The sequence below is a fragment of the Liquorilactobacillus mali genome, assembly GCF_001437155.1.
Taxonomy (GTDB): Bacteria; Bacillota; Bacilli; order Lactobacillales; family Lactobacillaceae; genus Liquorilactobacillus; species Liquorilactobacillus mali_A.
Map to the genome: position 1 here is coordinate 1 of NZ_JQAR01000029.1, position 21,491 is coordinate 21,491.

General features: G+C 34.3%; 23 protein-coding genes and 1 pseudogene. 5 read left to right on the forward strand and 19 right to left on the reverse strand.

Annotation, left to right across the window (positions count from 1 at the left end):
- Positions 1 to 45: 45 nt before the first annotated feature.
- Together IV36_RS09940 and IV36_RS09945 are read right to left on the reverse strand one after the other, a co-directional pair.
- Positions 46 to 387 (reverse strand): annotated as a pseudogene (locus IV36_RS09940) (ATP-binding cassette domain-containing protein); the annotation flags it as partial.
- A gap of 483 nt (positions 388 to 870) precedes the next feature.
- Positions 871 to 1,107: a hypothetical protein gene (locus IV36_RS09945; protein ID WP_056992170.1), complete on the reverse strand. Its 237-nt coding sequence runs from the start codon at positions 1,105 to 1,107 to the stop codon at positions 871 to 873.
- 265 nt (positions 1,108 to 1,372) lie between these two features.
- Here IV36_RS09945 and dat point away from each other — a divergent pair, with 265 nt between their 5' ends.
- A complete protein-coding gene (gene dat / locus IV36_RS09950; RefSeq protein WP_056992172.1) occupies positions 1,373 to 2,212 on the forward strand; it encodes a D-amino-acid transaminase in 840 nt (279 codons plus the stop codon).
- Between the two features lie 123 nt (positions 2,213 to 2,335).
- Here dat and IV36_RS09955 read toward each other — a convergent pair whose 3' ends face one another.
- A complete protein-coding gene (locus IV36_RS09955; protein WP_056992173.1) occupies positions 2,336 to 2,920 on the reverse strand; it encodes a winged helix-turn-helix domain-containing protein in 585 nt (194 codons plus the stop codon).
- Between the two features lie 119 nt (positions 2,921 to 3,039).
- On the opposite strand from IV36_RS09955, the gene IV36_RS09960 reads away from it, so the two are divergent.
- Positions 3,040 to 4,305, forward strand: a complete 1,266-nt coding sequence (locus IV36_RS09960; RefSeq protein WP_056992174.1) for an MFS transporter — start codon at positions 3,040 to 3,042, stop codon at positions 4,303 to 4,305.
- A gap of 35 nt (positions 4,306 to 4,340) precedes the next feature.
- On the opposite strand, the gene IV36_RS09965 is transcribed toward IV36_RS09960, so the two are convergent.
- The 4 genes from IV36_RS09965 to galE all read right to left on the reverse strand — a co-directional run bounded on the left by IV36_RS09965 (position 4,341) and on the right by galE (position 8,037).
- A complete protein-coding gene (locus tag IV36_RS09965) occupies positions 4,341 to 5,429 on the reverse strand; it encodes a serine hydrolase domain-containing protein (RefSeq protein WP_056992176.1) in 1,089 nt (362 codons plus the stop codon).
- A 302-nt stretch (positions 5,430 to 5,731) separates the two neighbouring features.
- Entirely contained in the window at positions 5,732 to 6,154 is a 423-nt protein-coding gene (gene ndk, locus IV36_RS09970) for a nucleoside-diphosphate kinase (protein ID WP_056992178.1), read from the reverse strand.
- Between the two features lie 98 nt (positions 6,155 to 6,252).
- Complete coding sequence (locus IV36_RS09975) at positions 6,253 to 7,038, reverse strand: copper homeostasis protein CutC (RefSeq protein ID WP_235810303.1); 786 nt, start codon at positions 7,036 to 7,038, stop codon at positions 6,253 to 6,255.
- A gap of 9 nt (positions 7,039 to 7,047) precedes the next feature.
- Positions 7,048 to 8,037, reverse strand: coding sequence for a UDP-glucose 4-epimerase GalE (gene galE, locus IV36_RS09980; protein ID WP_056992180.1), 990 nt, complete (start codon positions 8,035 to 8,037; stop codon positions 7,048 to 7,050).
- A 104-nt stretch (positions 8,038 to 8,141) separates the two neighbouring features.
- Between galE and IV36_RS09985 the strand changes: the two genes are divergently transcribed.
- Positions 8,142 to 9,005 (forward strand): helix-turn-helix domain-containing protein, encoded by an 864-nt coding sequence (locus IV36_RS09985; protein WP_056992182.1) that lies wholly within the window; start codon positions 8,142 to 8,144, stop codon positions 9,003 to 9,005.
- Positions 9,006 to 9,106: 101 nt separating this feature from the next.
- Here the strand turns inward: IV36_RS09985 and thiD are convergent, their stop codons facing one another.
- From thiD to apf, 7 genes are all read right to left on the reverse strand, one after another.
- Positions 9,107 to 9,916, reverse strand: coding sequence for a bifunctional hydroxymethylpyrimidine kinase/phosphomethylpyrimidine kinase (gene thiD / locus IV36_RS09990; protein ID WP_056992184.1), 810 nt, complete (start codon positions 9,914 to 9,916; stop codon positions 9,107 to 9,109).
- A gap of 308 nt (positions 9,917 to 10,224) precedes the next feature.
- The gene (locus IV36_RS09995; RefSeq protein WP_056992186.1) at positions 10,225 to 11,301 is read right to left on the reverse strand and encodes a M42 family metallopeptidase; all 1,077 of its coding nucleotides are present in this window, start codon (positions 11,299 to 11,301) and stop codon (positions 10,225 to 10,227) included.
- Positions 11,302 to 11,322: 21 nt separating this feature from the next.
- Positions 11,323 to 11,646, reverse strand: a complete 324-nt coding sequence (locus tag IV36_RS10000) for a MazG nucleotide pyrophosphohydrolase domain-containing protein (protein ID WP_056992188.1) — start codon at positions 11,644 to 11,646, stop codon at positions 11,323 to 11,325.
- Positions 11,647 to 11,900: 254 nt separating this feature from the next.
- Complete coding sequence (locus IV36_RS10005; RefSeq protein WP_056992190.1) at positions 11,901 to 12,368, reverse strand: RpiB/LacA/LacB family sugar-phosphate isomerase; 468 nt, start codon at positions 12,366 to 12,368, stop codon at positions 11,901 to 11,903.
- Positions 12,369 to 12,538: 170 nt separating this feature from the next.
- On the reverse strand, positions 12,539 to 13,060 hold the full coding sequence (locus tag IV36_RS10010; RefSeq protein WP_056992192.1) for an NUDIX domain-containing protein: 522 nt from the start codon (positions 13,058 to 13,060) through the stop codon (positions 12,539 to 12,541).
- A gap of 56 nt (positions 13,061 to 13,116) precedes the next feature.
- Positions 13,117 to 14,259: an MFS transporter gene (locus IV36_RS10015; RefSeq protein WP_056992194.1), complete on the reverse strand. Its 1,143-nt coding sequence runs from the start codon at positions 14,257 to 14,259 to the stop codon at positions 13,117 to 13,119.
- Positions 14,260 to 14,293: 34 nt separating this feature from the next.
- Positions 14,294 to 14,929 (reverse strand): aggregation-promoting factor, encoded by a 636-nt coding sequence (gene apf, locus IV36_RS10020; protein ID WP_056992196.1) that lies wholly within the window; start codon positions 14,927 to 14,929, stop codon positions 14,294 to 14,296.
- A gap of 209 nt (positions 14,930 to 15,138) precedes the next feature.
- Here apf and IV36_RS10025 point away from each other — a divergent pair, with 209 nt between their 5' ends.
- Complete coding sequence (locus IV36_RS10025) at positions 15,139 to 16,062, forward strand: serine hydrolase (protein ID WP_235810304.1); 924 nt, start codon at positions 15,139 to 15,141, stop codon at positions 16,060 to 16,062.
- Between the two features lie 177 nt (positions 16,063 to 16,239).
- Here the strand turns inward: IV36_RS10025 and IV36_RS10030 are convergent, their stop codons facing one another.
- The 5 genes from IV36_RS10030 to IV36_RS10050 all read right to left on the reverse strand — a co-directional run bounded on the left by IV36_RS10030 (position 16,240) and on the right by IV36_RS10050 (position 20,233).
- Positions 16,240 to 17,412 (reverse strand): AI-2E family transporter, encoded by a 1,173-nt coding sequence (locus IV36_RS10030; RefSeq protein ID WP_056992199.1) that lies wholly within the window; start codon positions 17,410 to 17,412, stop codon positions 16,240 to 16,242.
- 97 nt (positions 17,413 to 17,509) lie between these two features.
- Entirely contained in the window at positions 17,510 to 18,481 is a 972-nt protein-coding gene (locus IV36_RS10035) for a threonine ammonia-lyase (RefSeq protein WP_187328449.1), read from the reverse strand.
- A 220-nt stretch (positions 18,482 to 18,701) separates the two neighbouring features.
- A complete protein-coding gene (locus tag IV36_RS10040) occupies positions 18,702 to 18,899 on the reverse strand; it encodes a hypothetical protein (RefSeq protein ID WP_056992203.1) in 198 nt (65 codons plus the stop codon).
- 123 nt (positions 18,900 to 19,022) lie between these two features.
- Positions 19,023 to 19,577, reverse strand: a complete 555-nt coding sequence (locus tag IV36_RS10045; protein WP_162261591.1) for a phosphatase PAP2 family protein — start codon at positions 19,575 to 19,577, stop codon at positions 19,023 to 19,025.
- Positions 19,578 to 19,708: 131 nt separating this feature from the next.
- Positions 19,709 to 20,233, reverse strand: coding sequence for a nucleoside 2-deoxyribosyltransferase (locus IV36_RS10050; RefSeq protein WP_056992208.1), 525 nt, complete (start codon positions 20,231 to 20,233; stop codon positions 19,709 to 19,711).
- Between the two features lie 252 nt (positions 20,234 to 20,485).
- On the opposite strand from IV36_RS10050, the gene IV36_RS10055 reads away from it, so the two are divergent.
- Positions 20,486 to 21,418, forward strand: a complete 933-nt coding sequence (locus tag IV36_RS10055) for a glycosyltransferase family 2 protein (RefSeq protein WP_056992210.1) — start codon at positions 20,486 to 20,488, stop codon at positions 21,416 to 21,418.
- Positions 21,419 to 21,491 lie beyond the last annotated feature (73 nt).

Here is a 21,491-nt window from a genome sequence, read left to right on the forward strand (position 1 = left end):
AACCAAAGATTTTTCCAAACCGGCCTTTATTATGGAGACTTATGTCACAGCCTCTTTAATTTTTTTTAATGGATTCAAGGCAGATAATGGGTCTTGAAATATCATTCCAATTTTTGCACCACGAATTTTATTAAATTCATCTTCCTTAAGGCTTAATAAATTCTTATTTTCAAAAATTACACTTCCACCTATTTTTACACTATTATCATGTAGACCCATTATTGTTGTAGCTAGAGTACTTTTTCCACACCCAGATTCACCAACAATTGCTAAAATCTCATTTGTGTTAACTTCTAAATTAACACCAGATACTGCCTTGTAATAATTTCCACTAACATTAAATGAGACATTTAAATCCTTAATATCCAATATCCTACTATCAGGCATTTCTTAAGACTCCTTTATGAGAAAATTACAACTAAGTTATAATAGTGACCATTATACTTTCAGAATTCAAAAAAAGTCAACAATTTATTCACATAAAATTCACATTTATAGCCGAGTTATACTAATTTATTTTTAATCGAAAGAAATGTCTGAAATCCTTTTAATTACCTAATATTTATGCATAGTTACTTTTGTAAAAGTAATGAAAAATTCTTTTGGATTCTTTTTATAAACTAAATCTATTTTTGGTATAAAATATAAAAAAAGGAACTGAGACCTAAATTGGCAAAATTTGAGGAATAACACGAAGTTATGAACATAGCTAGTACTTTACCATGAGGAATTCAAGGTTAGACGGAGAATTTCGATTTATGGAACACGTTTATACAAAATAAATAGAGGAACTAGGTTAAAATTTAATTTTTGACCCAGCTTCCTCTATATTACGAATATAATAATCTTTAAACTGTTTTTTTACTATTTTCAATAAGTTTCTAGCGACCTATTATCCAACCAATCATAGTCCAAAAATTTTTTCAGTTGCCTATTTACCGGAACCCATAACCCACTTATTAATAAATCTACCATTACCTCCATAAATATCTCGTCATTGTTTATTACATCTACATTTATCAATTTATTGTTTTCTGTCCTGCAAATAATTTCTTCTTTTTTAATCCCAACGATTTGTGCGGAAACAATCTTCTCATCTTTATTCATTGTAATTATCTCCTTTAATTAGCCTGTTGCATCGTTACTTCATTCATTGAAATAATTCTAAAACAACTTTATGAACTTCTTTTGATGAATTGTTGAAAAGAAACTTGTTAAATAAATAAGTTTATCTTCAGTTCTTAATGAAAGTATAAAGGCATAAGAAATATCGGTAGTAGACAGATAACACTGTTTTCTATTCAGTATCTTAATGAATTTTTCTTCATAATGGAGTATAATACTGCTAATCAACTCAGGAGGGGATACATTTATGCATGTACTTTGGAAAGACAAAATAGTAGAACGTGACACAGTAAAAATAGATATTGAAGACCGTGCCTATCAATATGGCGATGGGCTATACGAAGCAATGCGTGTCTATAATTCAAAAATGTATATGTTTGACGAACATTTCGATAGACTCGACCGCTGTGCAAAAGAAATTCGCTTAGACCTGCCTTTTACTCGTGCTGAGTTAAAAGCTAACTTGGAAAAACTAATTGCAGTTGAATCAATTAAGGAAGGAGAAGTCTACTTACAAGTTTCTCGTGGTGTTAAATCACCAAGAGACCACCATCTACCACTTCCTGGTACTGTTGAACCAGTTTTGACAGCTAATGTTATCACGATTGAGCGTGATGTTGAGGCCCAAGAAAAGGGACATACTTCTTGTATAGTACAAGATCAACGTTGGTTGCACTGCAATATCAAATCATTGAGCTTACTTGGCAATGTCCTTTCGTTGAATGAGGCAGTTGAAAAGGGTTATGATGATGCATTGCTTGTTCGCGATGGTTACTTCACTGAAGCTTCTGCGTCGAATCTTTGGTTTGTTATTGATGGTAAGCTACATACCCATGAAGATGGTAATTTGGTATTACCTGGTATTACAAAAATAAAATTGCGGGAAATTGCAAAATCTCTTGGATTGGAAGTCGTGGAAAAAGCAGTTCCAGTTACGATGCTTGATCAAGTTGAAGAATGTTTTGCATCCAATTCTGTTCATGAAGTGATGCCTATTGTTGAAATCGATGGGAAACCAGTACGAGATGGCAAGCGTGGACCAATAACAAAACTTCTTCAAGACAAATATATTGAAGCAACACTATAAGCCTGGATACACGAACAGCAATATTCAGTACCAACTATAAATGAATGCTATGATGTAGCAAAGAAGGAGAGACTTTTTTCTAAGTCTCTCCTTCTTTAATTCCACTCTATTATTTTTATTATGCTACCATTTTTGTACCATAAAGTTGATCTCTTCTTTATCTGTTCCCTGATCTTTTTCCTCTGCTTCGTTAAGTAATTTGTAGATATCAGCAAATAATTTTTTTTGTGCTTCCCGTGATAATTTCAGTGTGCTCAATACCCCACCTGTTTTTATCTTGTCAAAATAAGAAGAGTCTTTCTTATACTCATTAATTTCTTTTGTTGCCGAATCGATAAATAACTGAGTTCCATACAAGAACATTTTTACCAGTTCTTCAGCATGTTCAGCTGCCCAGTCAGCTGACATATTTAGTCCACTAATTTTGTCATCATCAATGATACTTGAAGTACTATTATGATTATTCAACTTGAAACTCGAATAATAATATTCTTGCAAATTTTTAATGCGTTCACTTCTAACTATTTCAATCAAATCTAAATCAACTAATTTTTTTATCGGATAATATAACTGACTTGTAGCAATTCCCGTCCTCTTTGAAATTTCTTTGATATTTATTCCATCTTGTACATTTGTTGTTTTTATAATTTTAATATTTTTTTCATCGGCTAAAGCCTTTGCAAGCTGTGAAACGATATTTGCAGCCATCTAATCACCTCAAATTAATCATAATGTATTGACAAAATTAAATCAAACAGTTATATTTTTGTTTGTCATTAAAATATTTTTTAACGAAAAATAAAATTTAGTTGTGGGGTGTTTTAAAAATGGAAAAAACAAAGAACATTTTTGTCACGGACAAAGAATCGAATATTCAAATCGGCAAAGACATCACTAGCAACTTAATTAGTTCCCTTACAGGTAACATGTTCTCATTTTCTCTGGGATTAATGTTATTAAATATTACAAATTCACCACTTAGCTTCGGGTTAGAAATGATTATTATGCCTTTGGTCAATCTATTATTTGTTGTCCCTATTGGCAATATCGTTGACTCAGTAGAACACAAAAAAATAATTATTTCATCTCTGCTGTTTCGGCTGCTAGCGCTTTTTATTTTGTCAGCAACAATCGGTTTCTTTAAAGATGACTATCTATTCATTCCTATCACTATTTTTGTCACTATCAACACTATCTGTAGTAATTTCAATTCAACTGCTTATTCTGCAGCAATTCACGAAGTTGTCAATCAAAATCATATTCAAAAACTCAGTTCATTCACTCAGGCCGCTAGTTCCCTATCCGCAATTATTGCACCTCCGCTTGGAATGACTCTTTATAGTCTTCTAGGTTTTAAATGGATGATCTTTCTTGAAATTTTTGCTTCATTAATTTCTTTTGCAATTGTATTAAGCATGCATTTTCATTACTCACCGAGGAAAAAACAAGCGAATTTTATTCAAATGGAAAATATAGAATTAACATCTCAGATAAAGAAGTTTTCAAATGGCCTCAAGTACATCCACAGGCAAAAGCTAATTATGGAAATGATTACCATTGGTGTCTTTATAAATTTTCTATTTACTTCCCTAACAATCGGAATGCCCTACATAATATCAAACAATCTTCATCTTGGAAATGGTCCCATTAGTTTCCTTGAAAGCGGAAATTCAATTGGAATGCTACTTGGTAGCTTAATAATTGGAATAATTCCAGATAAATTATCTATGAAAAGAAAACTTTTTTGCTCTTTGATACCAACCATTTTGTCATTTATCTGTTTGGGTATCGTTCTCGCATACCTAAAAGGATACTTGGCCATAACTATATTAGGAACAATATTAATGGTCACTCTTGGATTCTCACTTATCATATTGAATGTAACCACACAGGTGTTTCTACAAAAAAGTGTCCCTACAGACTTACTAGGACGCGTTATGTCTTCAATTACAACAATAAATACGTCTGTTATGCCAGTAGGAACATTGGTTTTTGCACTCCTATTCGCGCATGTTCATGAAGGTGCCTGGATCCTAATTACAAACGGTGTCATAATGCTTGCCTATAGTCTTTGGAGGATGACAAAAATATAAAATCAGGATCAACATTGTAACATACCTGTACACATTTAAGATGCTATGATATTTCCCAACTCTTGAATCATCGCCCTACCTTGTGAATCAGATACACCTTTATTCAGCATCAAAATCATATTGGCATGTTCACTTTTATCATCATAATAAAAATTATAGTATCCGTTGTCTATCCCATCTGCTCGCTGACCATTTGGAAAATAGTAAAAGCCTGCTGAATACGCAGTTTCATGATTCCGAGAAAGCTCGTTTAGCGAACTAACCGATAGTAAGCTGTTGTCCTCAAGTGCAGATACAAATTTAAGGTAATCAAAGGGTGTTGTATACAGATTGCCGCATCCTAATTCACTCGAAGCTAGATCATAAGACATTGCGTGTAAAGTTACATTATTTCCAAAATTATAAGTTTTTGCTGCTGAATTAATTGTATTACTATCTAATTCGGCAGTATTTCTTAATTTTAATGGCTTTAAAATGTACTCACTTAATACACTCATATAGGATTGATTTGTGACTTTTGTTATTATCCCCGCTAACAAAATATAATTTGCATTGGTATAGTTCCACTGCATTTTACCTGTTGATTTTAAATGATTGATTGCCCACATAACGGCGCTAGAATCATTTGTCAACATGGTATTTGGTGCAGGTTCCCCCATTTGAATACCCGATGTATGATCTAACAAGTTTCGAATCGTTATTTTGTTTGAATATCTAACACTTGGATAAAATTGGCTAAGTTCGGTATTCATTGACAACTTTTTCTGATCAATTAACATTTGTATTATCGTTGCCGTATAACTTTTTTGTAATGAAGCCAACATGTACTTCGTTGAACTTGAATTCTTGACCTTTTTTTCATAGTTTGCATATCCCACCGATACACTCCTAATTTTATGCGCTTTACCATTCTGATAGACTAAAGTTCCCCAAACTTTATCTTTTTTAAAAACATCTTGCAACTCCTGTTCTTTATTTTTTTTATTCACATTTCTTCTTTTATGTATTCCAACTGTATCTCTAATCTGATTTTTCTTTGATGTTTTGTTTGTTGCCCCCCAGCAGATAAGTATCCCAAAAAACATTAAAGCTGCCGTTAATAGAATAATTTTCGTTTTTCCCATTTGTTCTTGCCCCTTTTTACTATAGTAGTACTAATAATTGCAATGGTAATTAGACAAGTTATATAAGTTTTCACATATTACCGTGTAGCATTATCCTCTTTAAGACTTTCATTTTCAAAACAAAACTAATCTGTTTTAGACTATTTTATATCTTTTTAAAAATTCAAAATTATTTCTAACAAAAAACTATCGAAAAATTAAAGTGACCCCAAGAAATTAGATTTTATCTAATCTCGTGAAATCACTTTAAATAATCAATTTAAGACATTTTCTAATGTTTATTACTATGGAGCAGGATGATTCTATTTCTCTGGAAACCAAATTTTAATTTCATTTTCAGCAGCCTCAACACCGTCAGAGCTGTGCACTACGTTTCTCAAATTACCGTCTTCCCATTCGCAGCCAAAATCACCACGAATTGTTCCTGGGGCAGCTAATGTTGGGTTAGTTTTCCCTGCCATATTGTGAAATGCATCAATGATATTAATTCCACTTGCAATAATTGCAACCATTGGTCCTTCCTTCATGTAAGACTCTATCTCTCCAAAATATGGCTTATCAACCTTGTCTGAATAATGTTTTCTGAGCTTTTCATCTGTTGCTGTTGTTACCTTCAAAGCTTCAATGTTATAACCTTTTCGTTCAATTCTTGTAATAATCTCACCTACGTGACCTGCAGAAACTCCATCAGGCTTTACAAGAATCAATGTTCTCTCAACTGCCATTTTCATTCCTCCAAACAATATCGTGACTTACAACACAATATAATTTTCACGCGTTGAATTGGAAAATGCAAGTTTTTACAAAAAAATCAAATGGTCCACTATTCTTTTTGCTCCACAATTTTGACTAATTCTTTTACTATTTGAGGATCAACTTCCTCATATGAGTTAAAAAACTGATTTCCTAAGTATCCATAGGAGACCTCTGCCCCAGTCGTTGTAACATCTTCCTTGTAATTCTTACAAGTTGCATGCAATTGGTTTACTTTTGTAAATTGCAATATTTTTTCTGCATTTTTATAATTAATACCGCTACCTGCTAGGATTTCAATTCGTTGTCCATATATTTCTTGCAACTGCTTAATTAGTTTTATTCCCTCAATAGCCGTCGGTTTTTGTCCACTTGTTAAAATCCTTTTTATTCCAAGCTTTATCAGCACCTCTAATGCTTGAATCGGGTTACTGACGCAATCAAATGCGCGATGAAAAACTGCTTCTGCCTTATATTTATTAACCAAATCACACATTATCTCAACTTGCTTTGTATTAATAGTGTAGTCATTGTTTAAACATCCAAATGCAATCCCATCTGCACCATTTCTAAGCAGCTCTTTTGCCTCAAGTAGCATCTGTTCAAATTCATTATCATTGTAGCAAAAACCCGCAGGCCTTGGTCGTACCATACAAATAACTTTCAAATTCGTATTTTCTTTTGTCAAAATGAGGCTTGCAGCACTTGGTGTTAGTCCACCTAAATACAATGCACTATTTAGTTCAATTCTGCTGGCACCACCAATTGCAGCATTCAGAGCATCTTGATACCCACCACAACAAACTTCAAACAAAATAATCATTTCCTTATTACTGCAAGCAGTATAATGCTGCATTACAGTACTTTACTCTTCAAATCCATTGGGATGACTCTTTGCCCAATTCCATGCGGACTGAATCATCGTATTAATATCACTATAACGTGGATTCCAACCTAAAATTCGTCTGATCTTCTCACTATTTGCCACAAGTTCATCGGGATCTCCTCCTCGTCTTGGTGCATCAATGACTTTAAAGTTAATCCCTGTTTGCTCTTTTACAGCATGTACGATTTCTTTAACTGAGTATCCATGTTTTGATCCAATATTAAAAACATCACTTTTACCACCATTACGTAAATATTTTAATCCTAAATAATGTGCATCCACTAGATCAACAACATGCACATAATCACGAATATTATATCCATCTCTAGTTGCATAATCATTACCACACATTGCAACATAATCTCGTTTGCCTGACGCCGCCTCAAGTATAATTGGAATTAGGTGCGATTCAGGGCGATGGTCTTCACCAATACTGCAATCAATCTGTGCACCTGCGACATTAAAATAACGAAATGCCAGCCAATTAATTCCATATGCTTCGCCATCCCACTTCATCATTTGCTCCATCATTAGCTTTGTTAAACCATATGGATTAATTGGATTTTTGCTTGTTTCTTCACTAATTGGACTACTTTCAGGAATGCCGTAGACTGCTGCCGAAGAAGAAAAAATTAACTTACTTATTTTATAATCTTTCATTACATCAATCAATGCAATCAAGCCATAGACATTATTATCGAAATAATCATTCGGCTTTGCTAACGATTCTGGTATCTGCATATACGCACAAAAGTGGAACACTGCCTCAATTTCGTATTTTTCGAATACATTTCGTAATAGACTCTTATTACGAATATCACCCTCGATAAATACTGCTCTTGCATCAACTGCTTTCATATGCCCCTTAGACAAGTTATCAATTACAACTACATCCTCTTTTTCATCTAACAACCGTTTAACCATATGCGAGCCAATATATCCTGCTCCACCTAAAACTAGTAAACTCATTAGCTTCACTCCTCAGTATTAAACTTTGATTCCACTAAAGTTTAATATAGAATAAACAAAGGAAGAGTTTTTGTTACTTATTCCGACAAATGAGGTATATTTACATGAATAATATTGGTCCACTTATTAAAAAAATCAGAACTGACAAGAATCTGACTCAAAAAAAGGCGTCGACTGGCATAATGTCGCGTTCCCATCTTTCAGAATTAGAAAATGGTAAATACTTCCCTTCATATGAGAAAATGTTGGGCCTATTGCAAAATCTTGATATTTCTCTTATGGAGTTCCAAACAGAACTTGGTAATAATTACTCACTCAAAGACAGGATTTATATGGAAACAACTAACAGGTTATCTACAGAACAAAAAATTGATGAATTAGCAGACTATTTAGAAAAAACATTCACCCCAGAGGTTGCAGAAAAAAGTATCCGTCTACAAATTAAACGGCTAAACATGTTAGGTTTAGTTGAACTGACACAACGTAATCACATAACCGTTGAGAACTATCAACCCATATTCAACTATTTGTTATCATGTAAAAATTGGCATGAATTTGAAATCCGAACACTTGCTAATTCAATTTTCTTAGCAGATTTTGAAGTTGCAAAAGTACTCGCAAATCAATTTGAAGAAAAAGCAAAAAAGTTAAATTTTAAAAACTATATGGATAAGGTGATTCTCTTTTTCAGTAATTTGGCTGAGTTGGCATTGCGAAAAGGAGAGTATCAACTTGCATTAAGATACGCAAAAAAGGCTCAGAGTAAAGCGTATGACAACAAAAAAATATATTATCTCCTAATAGCAAATGTACTTGCAAATTTGTCAAATTTAAAATTAAGTATCGCAGACAATACATATATGCAAGAAATTACCAAAAATATTGCTATCTTTAGAACTCTTTCGTATCCAGAAGTTGCTGACAGCCTGCAAAACCTGGTCGACCTAATACTGACCTCGAATATGTAAACTAGTGTTTATCTGCAAAATAATACATTATTTCTTTTCCATTTAGCAAAAAATAAGACTTTTCAGTCTATTTAATCGAGAAAAGTCTCATTTTTCAATTTTTATTCCATCTTTGGTGCCCAATGGTTGATCGGACCGAATTTATGACCAACAGCTATCTCATTGCCAATTGCAATGTTTACATATTCCTTAGCAATTCGAATTGCTTGTTCAACACTAGTTCCTTTAGCTATCTCTGCCGCGATACATGCAGATAATGAATCACCTGTTCCATTAATATGCGTCGTTCCATGATATGGAGCACTCAGCCAAAAGCTTTTGCCAGATTCCAATAAGATAAAATCACGAACTTCAGTCTGTTTTTCATCCTGATGGTATCCCTTGGCAACAACATTTTTTGCACCCATTTGCTGTAGCTTGTGCGCAGCGGTTATTAAATCATCATCACTCTTGATATTCATACCAGCTAGTTTCTCAGATTCATAAAAATTTGGGGTAATTACAGTTGCAAGAGGAACCATTAATTCTCTGAGAGTTTCAAATGCACTTTCTTCAAGCAACATGTTACCATGTTTTGTCATGATAACTGGATCAACAACTAATGGTCCAAAATCATATTTCTTATAATTCTCGACAACGTTTTTAATCAGGCTAGAATCCGCTAACATTCCAGTTTTTGTTGCCTTGACCTTAAAATCCGCACTGATATCTGCAAATTCTTGATCAATAAAATCTAGAGGTAGCGAAACACTCGCATGAATCCCATATGAGTTTCCTGCAACACATGCTGTCATTACAGATATTCCATATACTTTTCTTGTAAAAAAAGTATGTAAATCTGCCTGCATACCTGCACTACCATCACTATCTGAACCAGCAATCGTCATTACCTGTGGATACTCATTTGCCATAAAAACATCCCTCTTCATTCAAAATTAATTGTCTGATCATCTGAAACACCCGTCAGCAGCATCACTACTAAAAATAATATGCTTCGAGCACTTCCTCTGTCGCTGATTACCTTGGTAGACTTGTCACATTAAAACTAGCTATAGTCTCAGAAAAATTATAATGCTTTATTATTTTTAACAGCTTTCTAATTCCACAGTATAACACAAAGTACATACTTTATTTTAAATTAATTTGTTTTTCCGCTCGGTGACGGATGGTAAAAACATCAAGCTGACAAAGTCTTGCAGCGAGACAAAAAGATTCTGGTTTAAAATCCGGAAATTACATTCATATTCAATTTCTGAGCAATTGCGACTACCAAGTCTACCGTATTTTGAAAGTCTTCATATGCCACGATTGTATGATGTGTATGTTCATAGCGAACTGGAATCCCAATGCAAATCGTTGGTACGCCTTCATATACCAGTAGTTCGCTGGCATTTACTCCGCCACCAGTTCTGACAGCACGAGTATAAGGAATATTATTTTCCTCAGCCGTTGCAACAGCTAAGGACTGAAAAGCAGGAGTCGCAATAAAAGTTGTATCCATGTCGCGAAGCATTGGACCGCGTTTCATCCCAGTTTGAACTAACCAATCTGGGGTAAAAGTATCATCTGCTGGGCACCCATCCAAACAAATTGCAATATCTGGTTTAATTTTCCTTACTGTAACTTTTGCACCGCGACAACCTACTTCCTCTTGAGCAGCAAGAGCACCAACTACATTGACACCAATTTTTTCCTTTTGCTGTGCCAAACGCTCAATTGCTGTTAGTACAACAGCTGTACCGATTCTGTTGTCAAAGGCCTTGCCCATCATAATATCCAACTTTTCGTTATACTCCCAAGTAACATCAGGAACAACGGGACACCCCGTATTGACTTTCAGAAGCTTAATTGTTTCATCAGCAGAAACTGTGCCAAAATCAACTACCAAGTTGGCAATTTCAACTGGCTGTTTCCTCTCAGCAGCTGTCATGTAATGTGGCGGTTTAGTTGCTATGATACCAGGTATCCATTGACCATCACGGTTTTTAATTCTCACGCGTTCAGCAGTTACGTTGGCTGGCACCCAACCACCAACAGTTACAAATGAAGCAGTTCCATTTGGTTTGATTGCCTGTATCATAAAACCAACTTCATCCAAATGAGCATCCAGCATCAATGTTGGTTTACTATCATCCGCATTAGGCTTTATAAATGTATTGCACATCGCATCTTTTGATATATTTGCATATTTTGCAGCATATTCTTGAGCAATTGCTGAGACATCATGTTCAAACCCTGAAACTCCATAGGCATTTGAAAGTTTTTCAATTAATTCTAAGCTTTGTTTTTTCGTCATTTAGAACTCCTCTTCTCTAAATTACTTGGTTTTAAATCTTTTTTTCAATTTATTTTCACTATAGTTACTGAGTTCTGAGTATCTAATTCCATACTGTCTACAAATTATCAACAACTGATCAAAACAATCAGCAAGTTCTTCTTTTAAATTATCCAGTCGCTCATCTTGAGTTAAGGCTCTGTCACCTGGATGATCCCTGCCATTAAGCTCAATCGTTCTAACAGCCCTAGAAAGTTCACCAATTTCCTCACTTAGAAAAACCAAGCGATTCATTGGTGAAAAGCGATACCAGTCACGTCCCTTATAAAAATCAACAAGCCAATCTTGATGTTCATCAATTGTCATTTTTTACTCCCTCTCTCTAACTAAGTTTGAAATAAAAATAAGATTAGTTTTATTTTTTGTATTCTAAATATAGCTAATGAATTCTCATAAAATTATGTGTCAAGGTCCCAATACTATTAATAATCAGCCTATTTAAATTCTAGTAATTATACCACGAATTATTATATTGGCTTTAACGATAAAAATACCGACCCCTAGAAATTGGCTTTTCAGTCTAACTTTGGGATCGGTCTAATTGTTTTGTTTTTTAGTGCCTAAATTTCATCCAATGGGCGCAAATGCTTTTTGGAGATTGCTTTAACTTTGTTTACTCGGCGAATATACTTTTCTTGTGCCAAAAAGTCAGTCGTCATCCAAACATTAACGATATCTAAGGCAATTGCTGAGCCAATAATTTTACCACCCAAACATAAAACATTGCTATCTGTATGCTGTCTTGCTAATTTCGCACAAAAAGGATCTTGGCACACTACTGCATCGATTCCAAGAACACGGTTAGCAATCAATGCACTGCCATATCCAACTCCATCTATGAAAATACCACGATCTGCATTCTTTTTGGCAACTTCCAAAGCAGCTGGGTATACGTAATCTGACAAGTCTACTGCATCACTGCTGAATGGGCCAAGATCATTAACCTCGTGTCCCATTGAAACTAAAAGCTCGCTAATTTCTTTCTTTAATGCAACACCAGCATGGTCACTTGCTAAAACTATTTTCACTATAATCTCTCCTCTATCGTTTCATTTTGTACCAGTCAATTATACAATATGAAATCAAGTTATGGAGGTTTTAATCCAAAAATTACAGATCAATTACTTGTTTGCAAATATATTTAAGAGTCTGTACAAACTTATTTTTATATCATACACTCAGATGTATTGTAAAAAAGTCACTCAAACTTGCCAGCAATTAATTGCAATATTTCCCATGTATTATCTATACCCTTGTTCTTTAATAGATCTATAGCTTCAATAATCTCAAAAGTCTCAACCTCATCGACTTCTGACTCCTGAATATCTAGATTAGCAATCTCAAAATCTGTAGTTGCAGCAAACCAAAAAGTTATCCAATTCCTCCTAACTTCTCTGAAGAAAAGACTATCTTTATTTATTTGCAACTCTATTCCCAGTTCCTCACCGACTTCACGCCTAGCTGCTTGATAGACATTCTCATCTTTTAGAACTGATCCCCCCGCTGATTCCTGCCATTTTCCTGGATTGCTTAGCTTACTTAATGTCCTTTTTTGCAATAATACGTTGTTGTTGTTATCAAAAATAAAAACACCAACTACCAAGTGAAACTCTCCCTTAGCCAAGGCGTCTCTTCTTTTTTTTACTCCTGTTTTCTGAAGCTTTTCATTATATATGTCCCAAGATTCATCAAAGTTATCACTATACCTTGTCTCATTCATCATCAACTCTCCGATCTTCTTGTAAAATTCCATATCTTATACTGGATTCCAATAAATCACCTAGCACATTTATTACTATTTTTTAATAATAATATTAAAGGAACTAACACAATATGGCTGATAAAAATTACAATAAATGAAAAATTATAGTCAATCCGCGAAACCATATAGCCACCTATCAGCGGACCAATTGCACGTCCAGCCGAACCTGCAGTACTACTAATGGATTGAATTGATGCCCGATTGCTATCGTTGGCATAACGATTGAGCAAAGCTGGAATTGTGGTTAGGGCTAAGACATCACCGATGGACAATGCAGTAATTCCCAAAATAAACCGCCAGTAAGTGTTCGCATCTATAATCAATAAATACGAAACTGCAAACATAATAACACCTATAAGTACACGTAACCTTTCATTATTGAAACTCGCTTTAAAGAATGGTCTCAGCAATGGTTGAAAAATAACAATTTCAAAAGTTGATATCGTAAATAAGAAGCTATACTTCTGTACCGAAATGTTCTTAGCAAGCATCAAAACTGATATGTTACTATTCCACTGCTCATAACCTATCCAAATAATGATAATAATCAGGCATATAATTGTTAGACTGCTTAAATTTTCACTTAAGTTGAATTTTTCAGGCGTTCTTATTAATTTTTCATGTTCAACGTCATTAAAGTTAAAAGCAATAATCATTAAAGTCAGCAAAAAAAGTATTAATGAGCTTAGAAAAACCTCTCTGATACCTATTGCAAATAAAGTTCCAGATAAAAATGTAGCTATTCCCATCCCAATATTTCCCAACCAATAAGCATTTGTAAAAATACCCGCATCTTTCTTTTGCAAGTAAGCAATATATCCATTAACTGCTGAATTCAAGATTCCCAGACCCAGTCCATAGAATGCAACCAAAAAAGCATAGAGCGGCCATAAAGGCCACACTATGATCGTGGTTAAAGAAAGGCAGACAATTGTACCACCTAAATAATGCGTTTGTTTTACCTTCCATCTATCTAATAAGAAACCCCCTATTAAATTTCCAATTACCATGGCAATCGAAAACCCCATCAGAACATAACCAGCAATAACCAAACTTTGGTTTAGCCTTTCATGGATAAATAAGGTAGTTATCGGCATTATTAAGCCAATTCCCATATTAATAAACATACTTGCAAATAAAGCAGCTTTGTTCTTCAAAGAGATACCCCTACTACATAGTACAAAAAATTACTTAGTACCAGTTATTTTCCTTCCAATGTTCCATCGCTTTTGTCCAAGAGCCATAGCGTTGCGTTACATATTCTTCTGCAACTTTTTCTTGGTTTGCAACTGAATAGTCACCATTTAAATAACTTGAGTCAAGCTGATATTTCCCAATATATTTTCCATTTCTAGCATTATAGTCTCCACCAGATTCATGTTGCACTATATAATCTTGTGCTATTTTTTCGCTATCAGAAAGATTTGAAGTTTGGCTACTTTCGCTTGAATTTTGAGTGCTGTCACTAGTACCTTGAACACTCCCAGCACTCCCAGTTGTTAGTGAAGTTGTTGTTCCATACGCTGTTTGTGCTTTCTGTGTCGCCGTTGCCTCAGTACTACTGCCAGAAATATTAATTCTCTGGTTGACGTAAATTAAATCAGGATTAGCAATGTTGTTGCTCTTAGCTAGATCTGAAATGCTGGTTCCATATTTTTTAGCTATTGCCCACAATGTATCACCATTTTTTACCGTAAGTTCTGTACTTAAATTATTCTCTAGTATACTTGAAAAGAGTGTCTTATCCGCTTGCTGGCTATTTTGAGTTGAACTAGTATCCGTTCCTACACTATTAATATTCTGACTTGTTATCCCTGATATATTCACAATGTTTATTCTCCTTCAAAACAAGATGATACAGTTATTATACATGAATATTTGACCTATTCATACGCTAAAAATTCATAAAAACGAATAAAACAACCACAAAGTTCTTATTTGTTTCCAATATAAGTACGACTTACTTCACAATTTTTTCACTTATTAAAATTATGCTTTCAATAGATATTAACATATGTGAAAGTGAAGTGCATACATTGAAAAGAAGAAAAAAATACTTGAAAGTAAGCAACATATTTCTTTTTTCTATAGTTGTAGTTATTATAATAATTTTAGGTATTAGAAGCAATCAAAAGAATACTCTTGCCAGTAATTCAAACAATCAAAAACAAAATACGCAGGCTCAAAAACTTTCTAATCAAAAAAAGAAAATCACCAAAAAACTGCAAAAGTATCTGAATAAAGTTACCGCTGACGGTACTGCCAGCGTAAGTTTCTACAATCTTTCACCTGAAAAAAATAGCTCTGCCGCTAAAAAGAGCAATGCTTCCTTGTATAAAGAAGGAAATCTTGCAGTTTCCTCAAATGCTTCTACTCCGGTTACTTCGGCTAGTACATATAAATTGTTCATAACTGCATACCTATTTAACGAAGCCAAAAGTAATAATTTTTCTTGGACAACATCTTCTATAAATGGTTTTTACAATATGATCGTATATAGTCAAAATGATTTTGCCGAAACTGAACTGCAAACCTATGGAATTTCTAGTATAGACAGTTTTATTAAAAGTCAAAATTGGTACTCTCCTGTCTTCACCACTTCTAGTAATGCCACAACTACTGCCAAAAGCTTGCAAGAGCTATTATTGCAATTATTTCATGGTACTGGTGCATTCAGCGATACTACAAATCGTTCTAAATTATTAAGTTTAATGGGCAAGCAAGTTTATCGCACAGGGATTCCTGCCGGAGCTGCCGAAGCAATGAAAGGAACTACCGTGACTGATAAAGTTGGTTTCTTGAATGATGTGAACAATGATGCAGGAATTGTCACTCTTCCAAATGGTCAAAGATACATCTTAGTGGTTATGACTCATGGACATAATCAAAGCGGATTTAGTGGGTTCCCTAGAATCGCTAAAATCACTAAGAAAGTTCAATCTATTGTATATGGTAATTAGAAATTATAATAACAGTCAGCTATATTGATGTCTGACTACCAATAAAAAACATGATATAAAGCAATAAAACTTGCATACTAATACGAAATTAAGGGAGTCAAGTCAAAAATTAATTTTTGAGACTTGACTCCCTTATTTATTCCAGATAAAAGTGTTCTAAAAAAATAACAAAAATAATTATTTCTTATCTAAATAGTCTTCCTTTGAGTACTTAGTATCTTCATATTGTCCAAATTCACCGTAAAAACGATTATATCTTTTCTTGAATTTTCTAAACAAGTAAATTGTTATTGCCTTGATGAAACAATAAATCGGGATCCCCAAAATCACACCAATGATCCCTAACATATCTCCCATTACTAACAATACGAGTAACACAGTAATTGGGTGCAATTGTAAGTTGTTTCCCATAACTTTGGGAACGATGAACTGACCATGCAGAAATTGCACCACAAACCATACAATTACGAAAATGACGGCCATCATAAATGAAGATTGGAAAGCAATGATTAACCCCGGAACAAAAGCTGCAAAAGAACCAATGTATGGAACAATACTCAAGATTCCAGCCACCAATGCCAAAGTACCGGCATATTTAATTCCCATTACCATAAAACATGGCCAATACATTATTCCTAGAATTACAGATACCGCAATTTGTCCTTTCAAATATCCACCAATTTGTTGGTCCACTATCTTGGCAAATTCTGTAAAGTCAGCGCGAAAAACTGGTGGAATCAATTTTTTGCTAGTCTTAAAAAACTTTTCTTTATCTTGCAGTAAGAAAAACGCTATTATTGGACCAGTTATAACTGCCAACAGTAAGGTAGAGATTATTGAGAATACGCCTCCAAAGCCTTTTGCACCACTCTGCAAATAACTCTCTATAAACTTGCTTATTTTTGTACTTGATAAATTTAGTGAGTCCTGCAGCTGTTTTAACTCATTCACATACGGAAAATTAGAAGTTACACTATCTACATTTTTTTCAAAGCTCTGCAAAATATCAGGAAAATGCTTAACTAGATCAATAGCTTGGTTTCTAGCAGCAATAATTAACTCAATTCCACCAAAAATCAATAATGCTAATATTATGACATAAATAATAACTATTATCCAAGTACGCTTAACATATTTTTCCAGTAGTTTAACAAGCGGATTTATTAAGTAATACAGAATCAACCCTACAATGACAGGCGGCATTATCGTGGAGAAGACAACAACAAAGGGTTCAAATATAAATGCTACTTTGCTGTAAAGAAAGATGACACCAGCTATCATCCCTAAAACAAGCAGCGTGAATATTAGACTTTTACCACCCAAAAAACGGATCCATTTGTTACTTTTCATTAAATACCCCCATCTCATTACTAATGATACCATTCGATTATACTAGTATTATCAAATTTAGGTTAGTATTACACCTCCACTATACATAAAGCAGCGTTTATTCTTTATTTTCTGCTAGGAGATTATAAAATAACTGCTCATCAATATTTCCCCCTGAAATTATTGCAACAACTGTTTTTCCACCAATTTTCTCACCATATTTTCTAATTGCAGCAATCGTTGTACAACTCCCTGGTTCAGCAATAATCTTCTCTTTTCTTGCCATGAATGTAACAGCAGCGGCGATATCTGTCTCATCAACTGCTATTAATTCATCAACATATGACGGAAGCATTTCATAACTCAATTTTCCAATTCCGCCTACAAGCGATTCACAGATTGAATCCCTGGTTGGATATTCCTCATAAAACTTTCTTTCTTCAATTGATTTAATCATTGCAGGACAAGCAGCAGTCTGAACCCCAATTATTCTGATTGCGGGATTAATACTTTTAGCTGCGACTGCAATTCCAGTAATCAAACTTCCTCCTCCAATTGGTATAACAATTGTATCGACTAGCGGCAGTTGTTGAATCAATTCCAAAGCAATTGTACCCTGGCCGCTATAAATCAGAGGATCCGAGTAATAAGAATCAATATAGTTCATTCCACTTTTCTCAACATACTTCATCCCTTGAGTATGGGCTTCATCGTAATTCTTACCTATTTGTTTAACTTGTCCACCAAATTGTTTAATTTTTTCGATTTTATTATTTGGCGTCCCTATGGGCACAATAACTTCTACTTTTTCAATACCCAGCAGTTGACTGGCATAGGCTGTTGCAATTCCATGATTACCAGATGAAATAGTAACTACACCTTTCTTTTTTTCCAAACTCGTCAAGCTCAATATTTTATTCAAAGCACCGCGAATTTTAAAACTTCTAACTGGTTGGAAGGATTCCAATTTATAAAAATATTCTCTTTCATTACTATTTAAAAAAAGTGACTCAACTACGGGAGTTGTTCTTAAATATGGTTTTATCCTCTCAAATGCCTTTTCAACATCTTGCAAATCAAATTTTTCCACTGGGCTCACTTCATTTCCTAGATTTTGTGAAAAGTATCTCATATGCTTATTATTTATTCAACTTTTGAATTCAAAGTAATCAAGTGCTTATTCTAATCAAGTGCTTATTCTTATGATATTTAATAGCAGATTACTGAATAGATAACATTTTTAGAACAAAAAAGAGTGTATAGAAGAATTAGCATTCTTCTTACACCCTCATTCTTTCTATGTAACTCCTTTAGTCTCGTGAAAAGATACCAACTACACCAATGCACAGTGCAATTACTGTCGAAGCTACCGCGATAGCAAAACAGGTAACTCCACCCACTGCAACAGCTTGAAACGACATTCCCCAAGAGAGTCCCAGTATCAGTACCAGCATGACAATTAATGCAATGATTGAAACTATAATTAGAATATTTTGAAATGCAGACATCTTCTTGCTCTCCCTTCTAATATATTAATTCAGAATTCTTACTTTTCCATCTGGATCAATTATATCAAAAAGAAGACAATAATTCTTATTCTATGATTTCTGCTGCTAAAAAATATCCTAAATTTAATAATTACGCTGTTTCTTTGTTAATTTTTCTATAACGTTTCCCCAAATTCCATGCCAGCTCAACGCTAAGAATACCCCAGCTGTCACATCCGAAAAAAAATGAACCTGCAGGTACAGCCGCGAAAAGATAACTAAGGCCATCACCAAAAGCAATGTCACATAGGTCAGATACAGCAACTTCTTATTGTATATCAACTGTTTTGCTACCTGTAACATCACAAGTGAAACAAGCACTATCTCAAATGTATGTGCACTAGGAAAACTATATCCAAAGGCACGCACAAGCATATCAGTCGGTCGAGGACGTGCAACATAGTTCTTAATAAACTCCATTAAAATATAACCCGTTGTAACTTCTAGAAGTGGTAAAGTTATTTTCTCCCTAAGCAATAGAAACATCAAAACACTCATATATATGATTACCAAAACAGGTGAAAATATGCGTGCTAACATATGGAAAGAATCAATAATGTCTTTTTTTTGAAGATATGTCATCCAATCTAGGACCTCATAATCCACATGTAAAATCATTGAGTTATTAAGCTTAACCAATATCATCATCCCAACAAATACGACTAAACTACTTGTTGGAACCAGCCATCTTTTTATCTCTTTTTCTCCTACATTGTCATTTCGCTCTTTTGTTATTTGAAAAACACCTCACATATACAGATTAACTGCTGTCAGTGAACAAGCCCCTTGTATGTACCAGCATGAACATGTCTAAAATCAAAAGTACTCAGGTCAGACAGTTTAATAACACGTGTTACACCATATGCCAACATCAAGTTCAAATTATCTATGTCATCATCAGGGACAACCATAACTGATTGTTTGCCAATCCCTTTTGCATAACCTAATTCAAAAGCTCCACCATCATCAGGAAAACTTGGCAGATAAAGCATCAAGCACAAATCTGATCCAATAATTCCCTCAATATCAGAGTTGAAAGTCCTTGCTTGCCACTCGACATCGTGCAATAACTCCGGATGTTCGGCAACATCCAACCCTTTATATTGAAAATCAAGTGGAAAATGTGAATACTTCCTTGAAATACTCGGATTAGCCTCAATTGCAGCCAATCCCTTTTTTAAATGTTCACGTTGCCGTTCATTAAACCATGAACATCCAATATAGACTTTTACAGGTGGCATCGGTAAATCGTTAACATTATCTCCTAGTGCAAACGCATTTTTGAATTGTGTCATTAAAATACTCCTTCAATTTGAAAATAAATTTATCGTAAGGTCATTTTATCATATTTGCCGAACAATAAGTCAAGTAAGGCTATTATTGTTAGCTATTTTTTCCGCATATTTAACAATATTAGAATTCTATTGGTTGAATAATCCTTACCAAAAGCTTACCAAATAACTTAAAAAAGCTTTACAAATATTGAGTTATAATCGCTTTAACGTTATAATTAGCAGAGCAATCATACTGATTGGAGACAATAATAGATGACTAAAAAAATTTCTATCATAGTACCTTGTTTTAATGAACAAGAATCAGTTCCTTTATTTTATCAAGCGGTCAATGCTCTTATTCCGCAACTGCGTGATTACTCCTTGGAATATATTTTTGTTGATGATGGTTCAAGTGATAACACACTTTTGGAGTTGCAGGCCCTAAACGAAAAAAATCCACAAAATGTTCATTTTGTTTCATTTTCCAGAAACTTTGGTAAAGAGGCTGCACTCTATGCAGGCCTTCAAGCATCTACAGGAGATTTGGTTGCAGTCATGGATGCTGATTTACAAGATCCGCCAGAACAACTCCCGTTGATGCTCTCAGGAATTTTAGATGAGGGTTATGAAATTGTCGGAACTCGTCGAGTGAACCGCAAGGGAGAACCACCTATCCGTTCATTTTTCTCCATTCTTTTTTATAAACTAATGAACAAAATCTCTGATGTTCCAATGGTTCAAGGCGTCAGAGATTACCGTTTAATGACTCGTAAAGTCGTCAATTCAATCTTGGAAATGGGTGAATATAACCGTTTTTCAAAGGGTATCTTTAATTGGATCGGATTTAAAACAAAGTATTTAGAGTATGAAAATCGTGATCGTATCGCAGGCAATACCTCTTGGTCCTTTTGGAAGCTTTTTCGCTACTCAATCGAAGGTATTGTAAACTTTTCGGATGTTCCTCTTTTGGTCGCCTCTTTTATAGGCTTTTTTACCTTCGCATTATCAATACTTTTTATGCTTTTTATTATTGCACGTAAGATCTTTTATGGAGGCAGCGTAGATGGCTGGGCCTCATTAGTTACTATAATTGTTGGCTTGGGTGGACTACAGCTACTTTGCTTGGGCATCGTCGGCAAGTATATTGGTAATATTTACTTAGAGGTGAAGAAAAGACCGCTATATATAGTTAAAGAGAAAAAGTAAGGCTTATCATTAATTCCTTTTTTGTGAAAACTTTTCTAAAAATGGCTGAATTCAACAAATCAATTTTATAAAA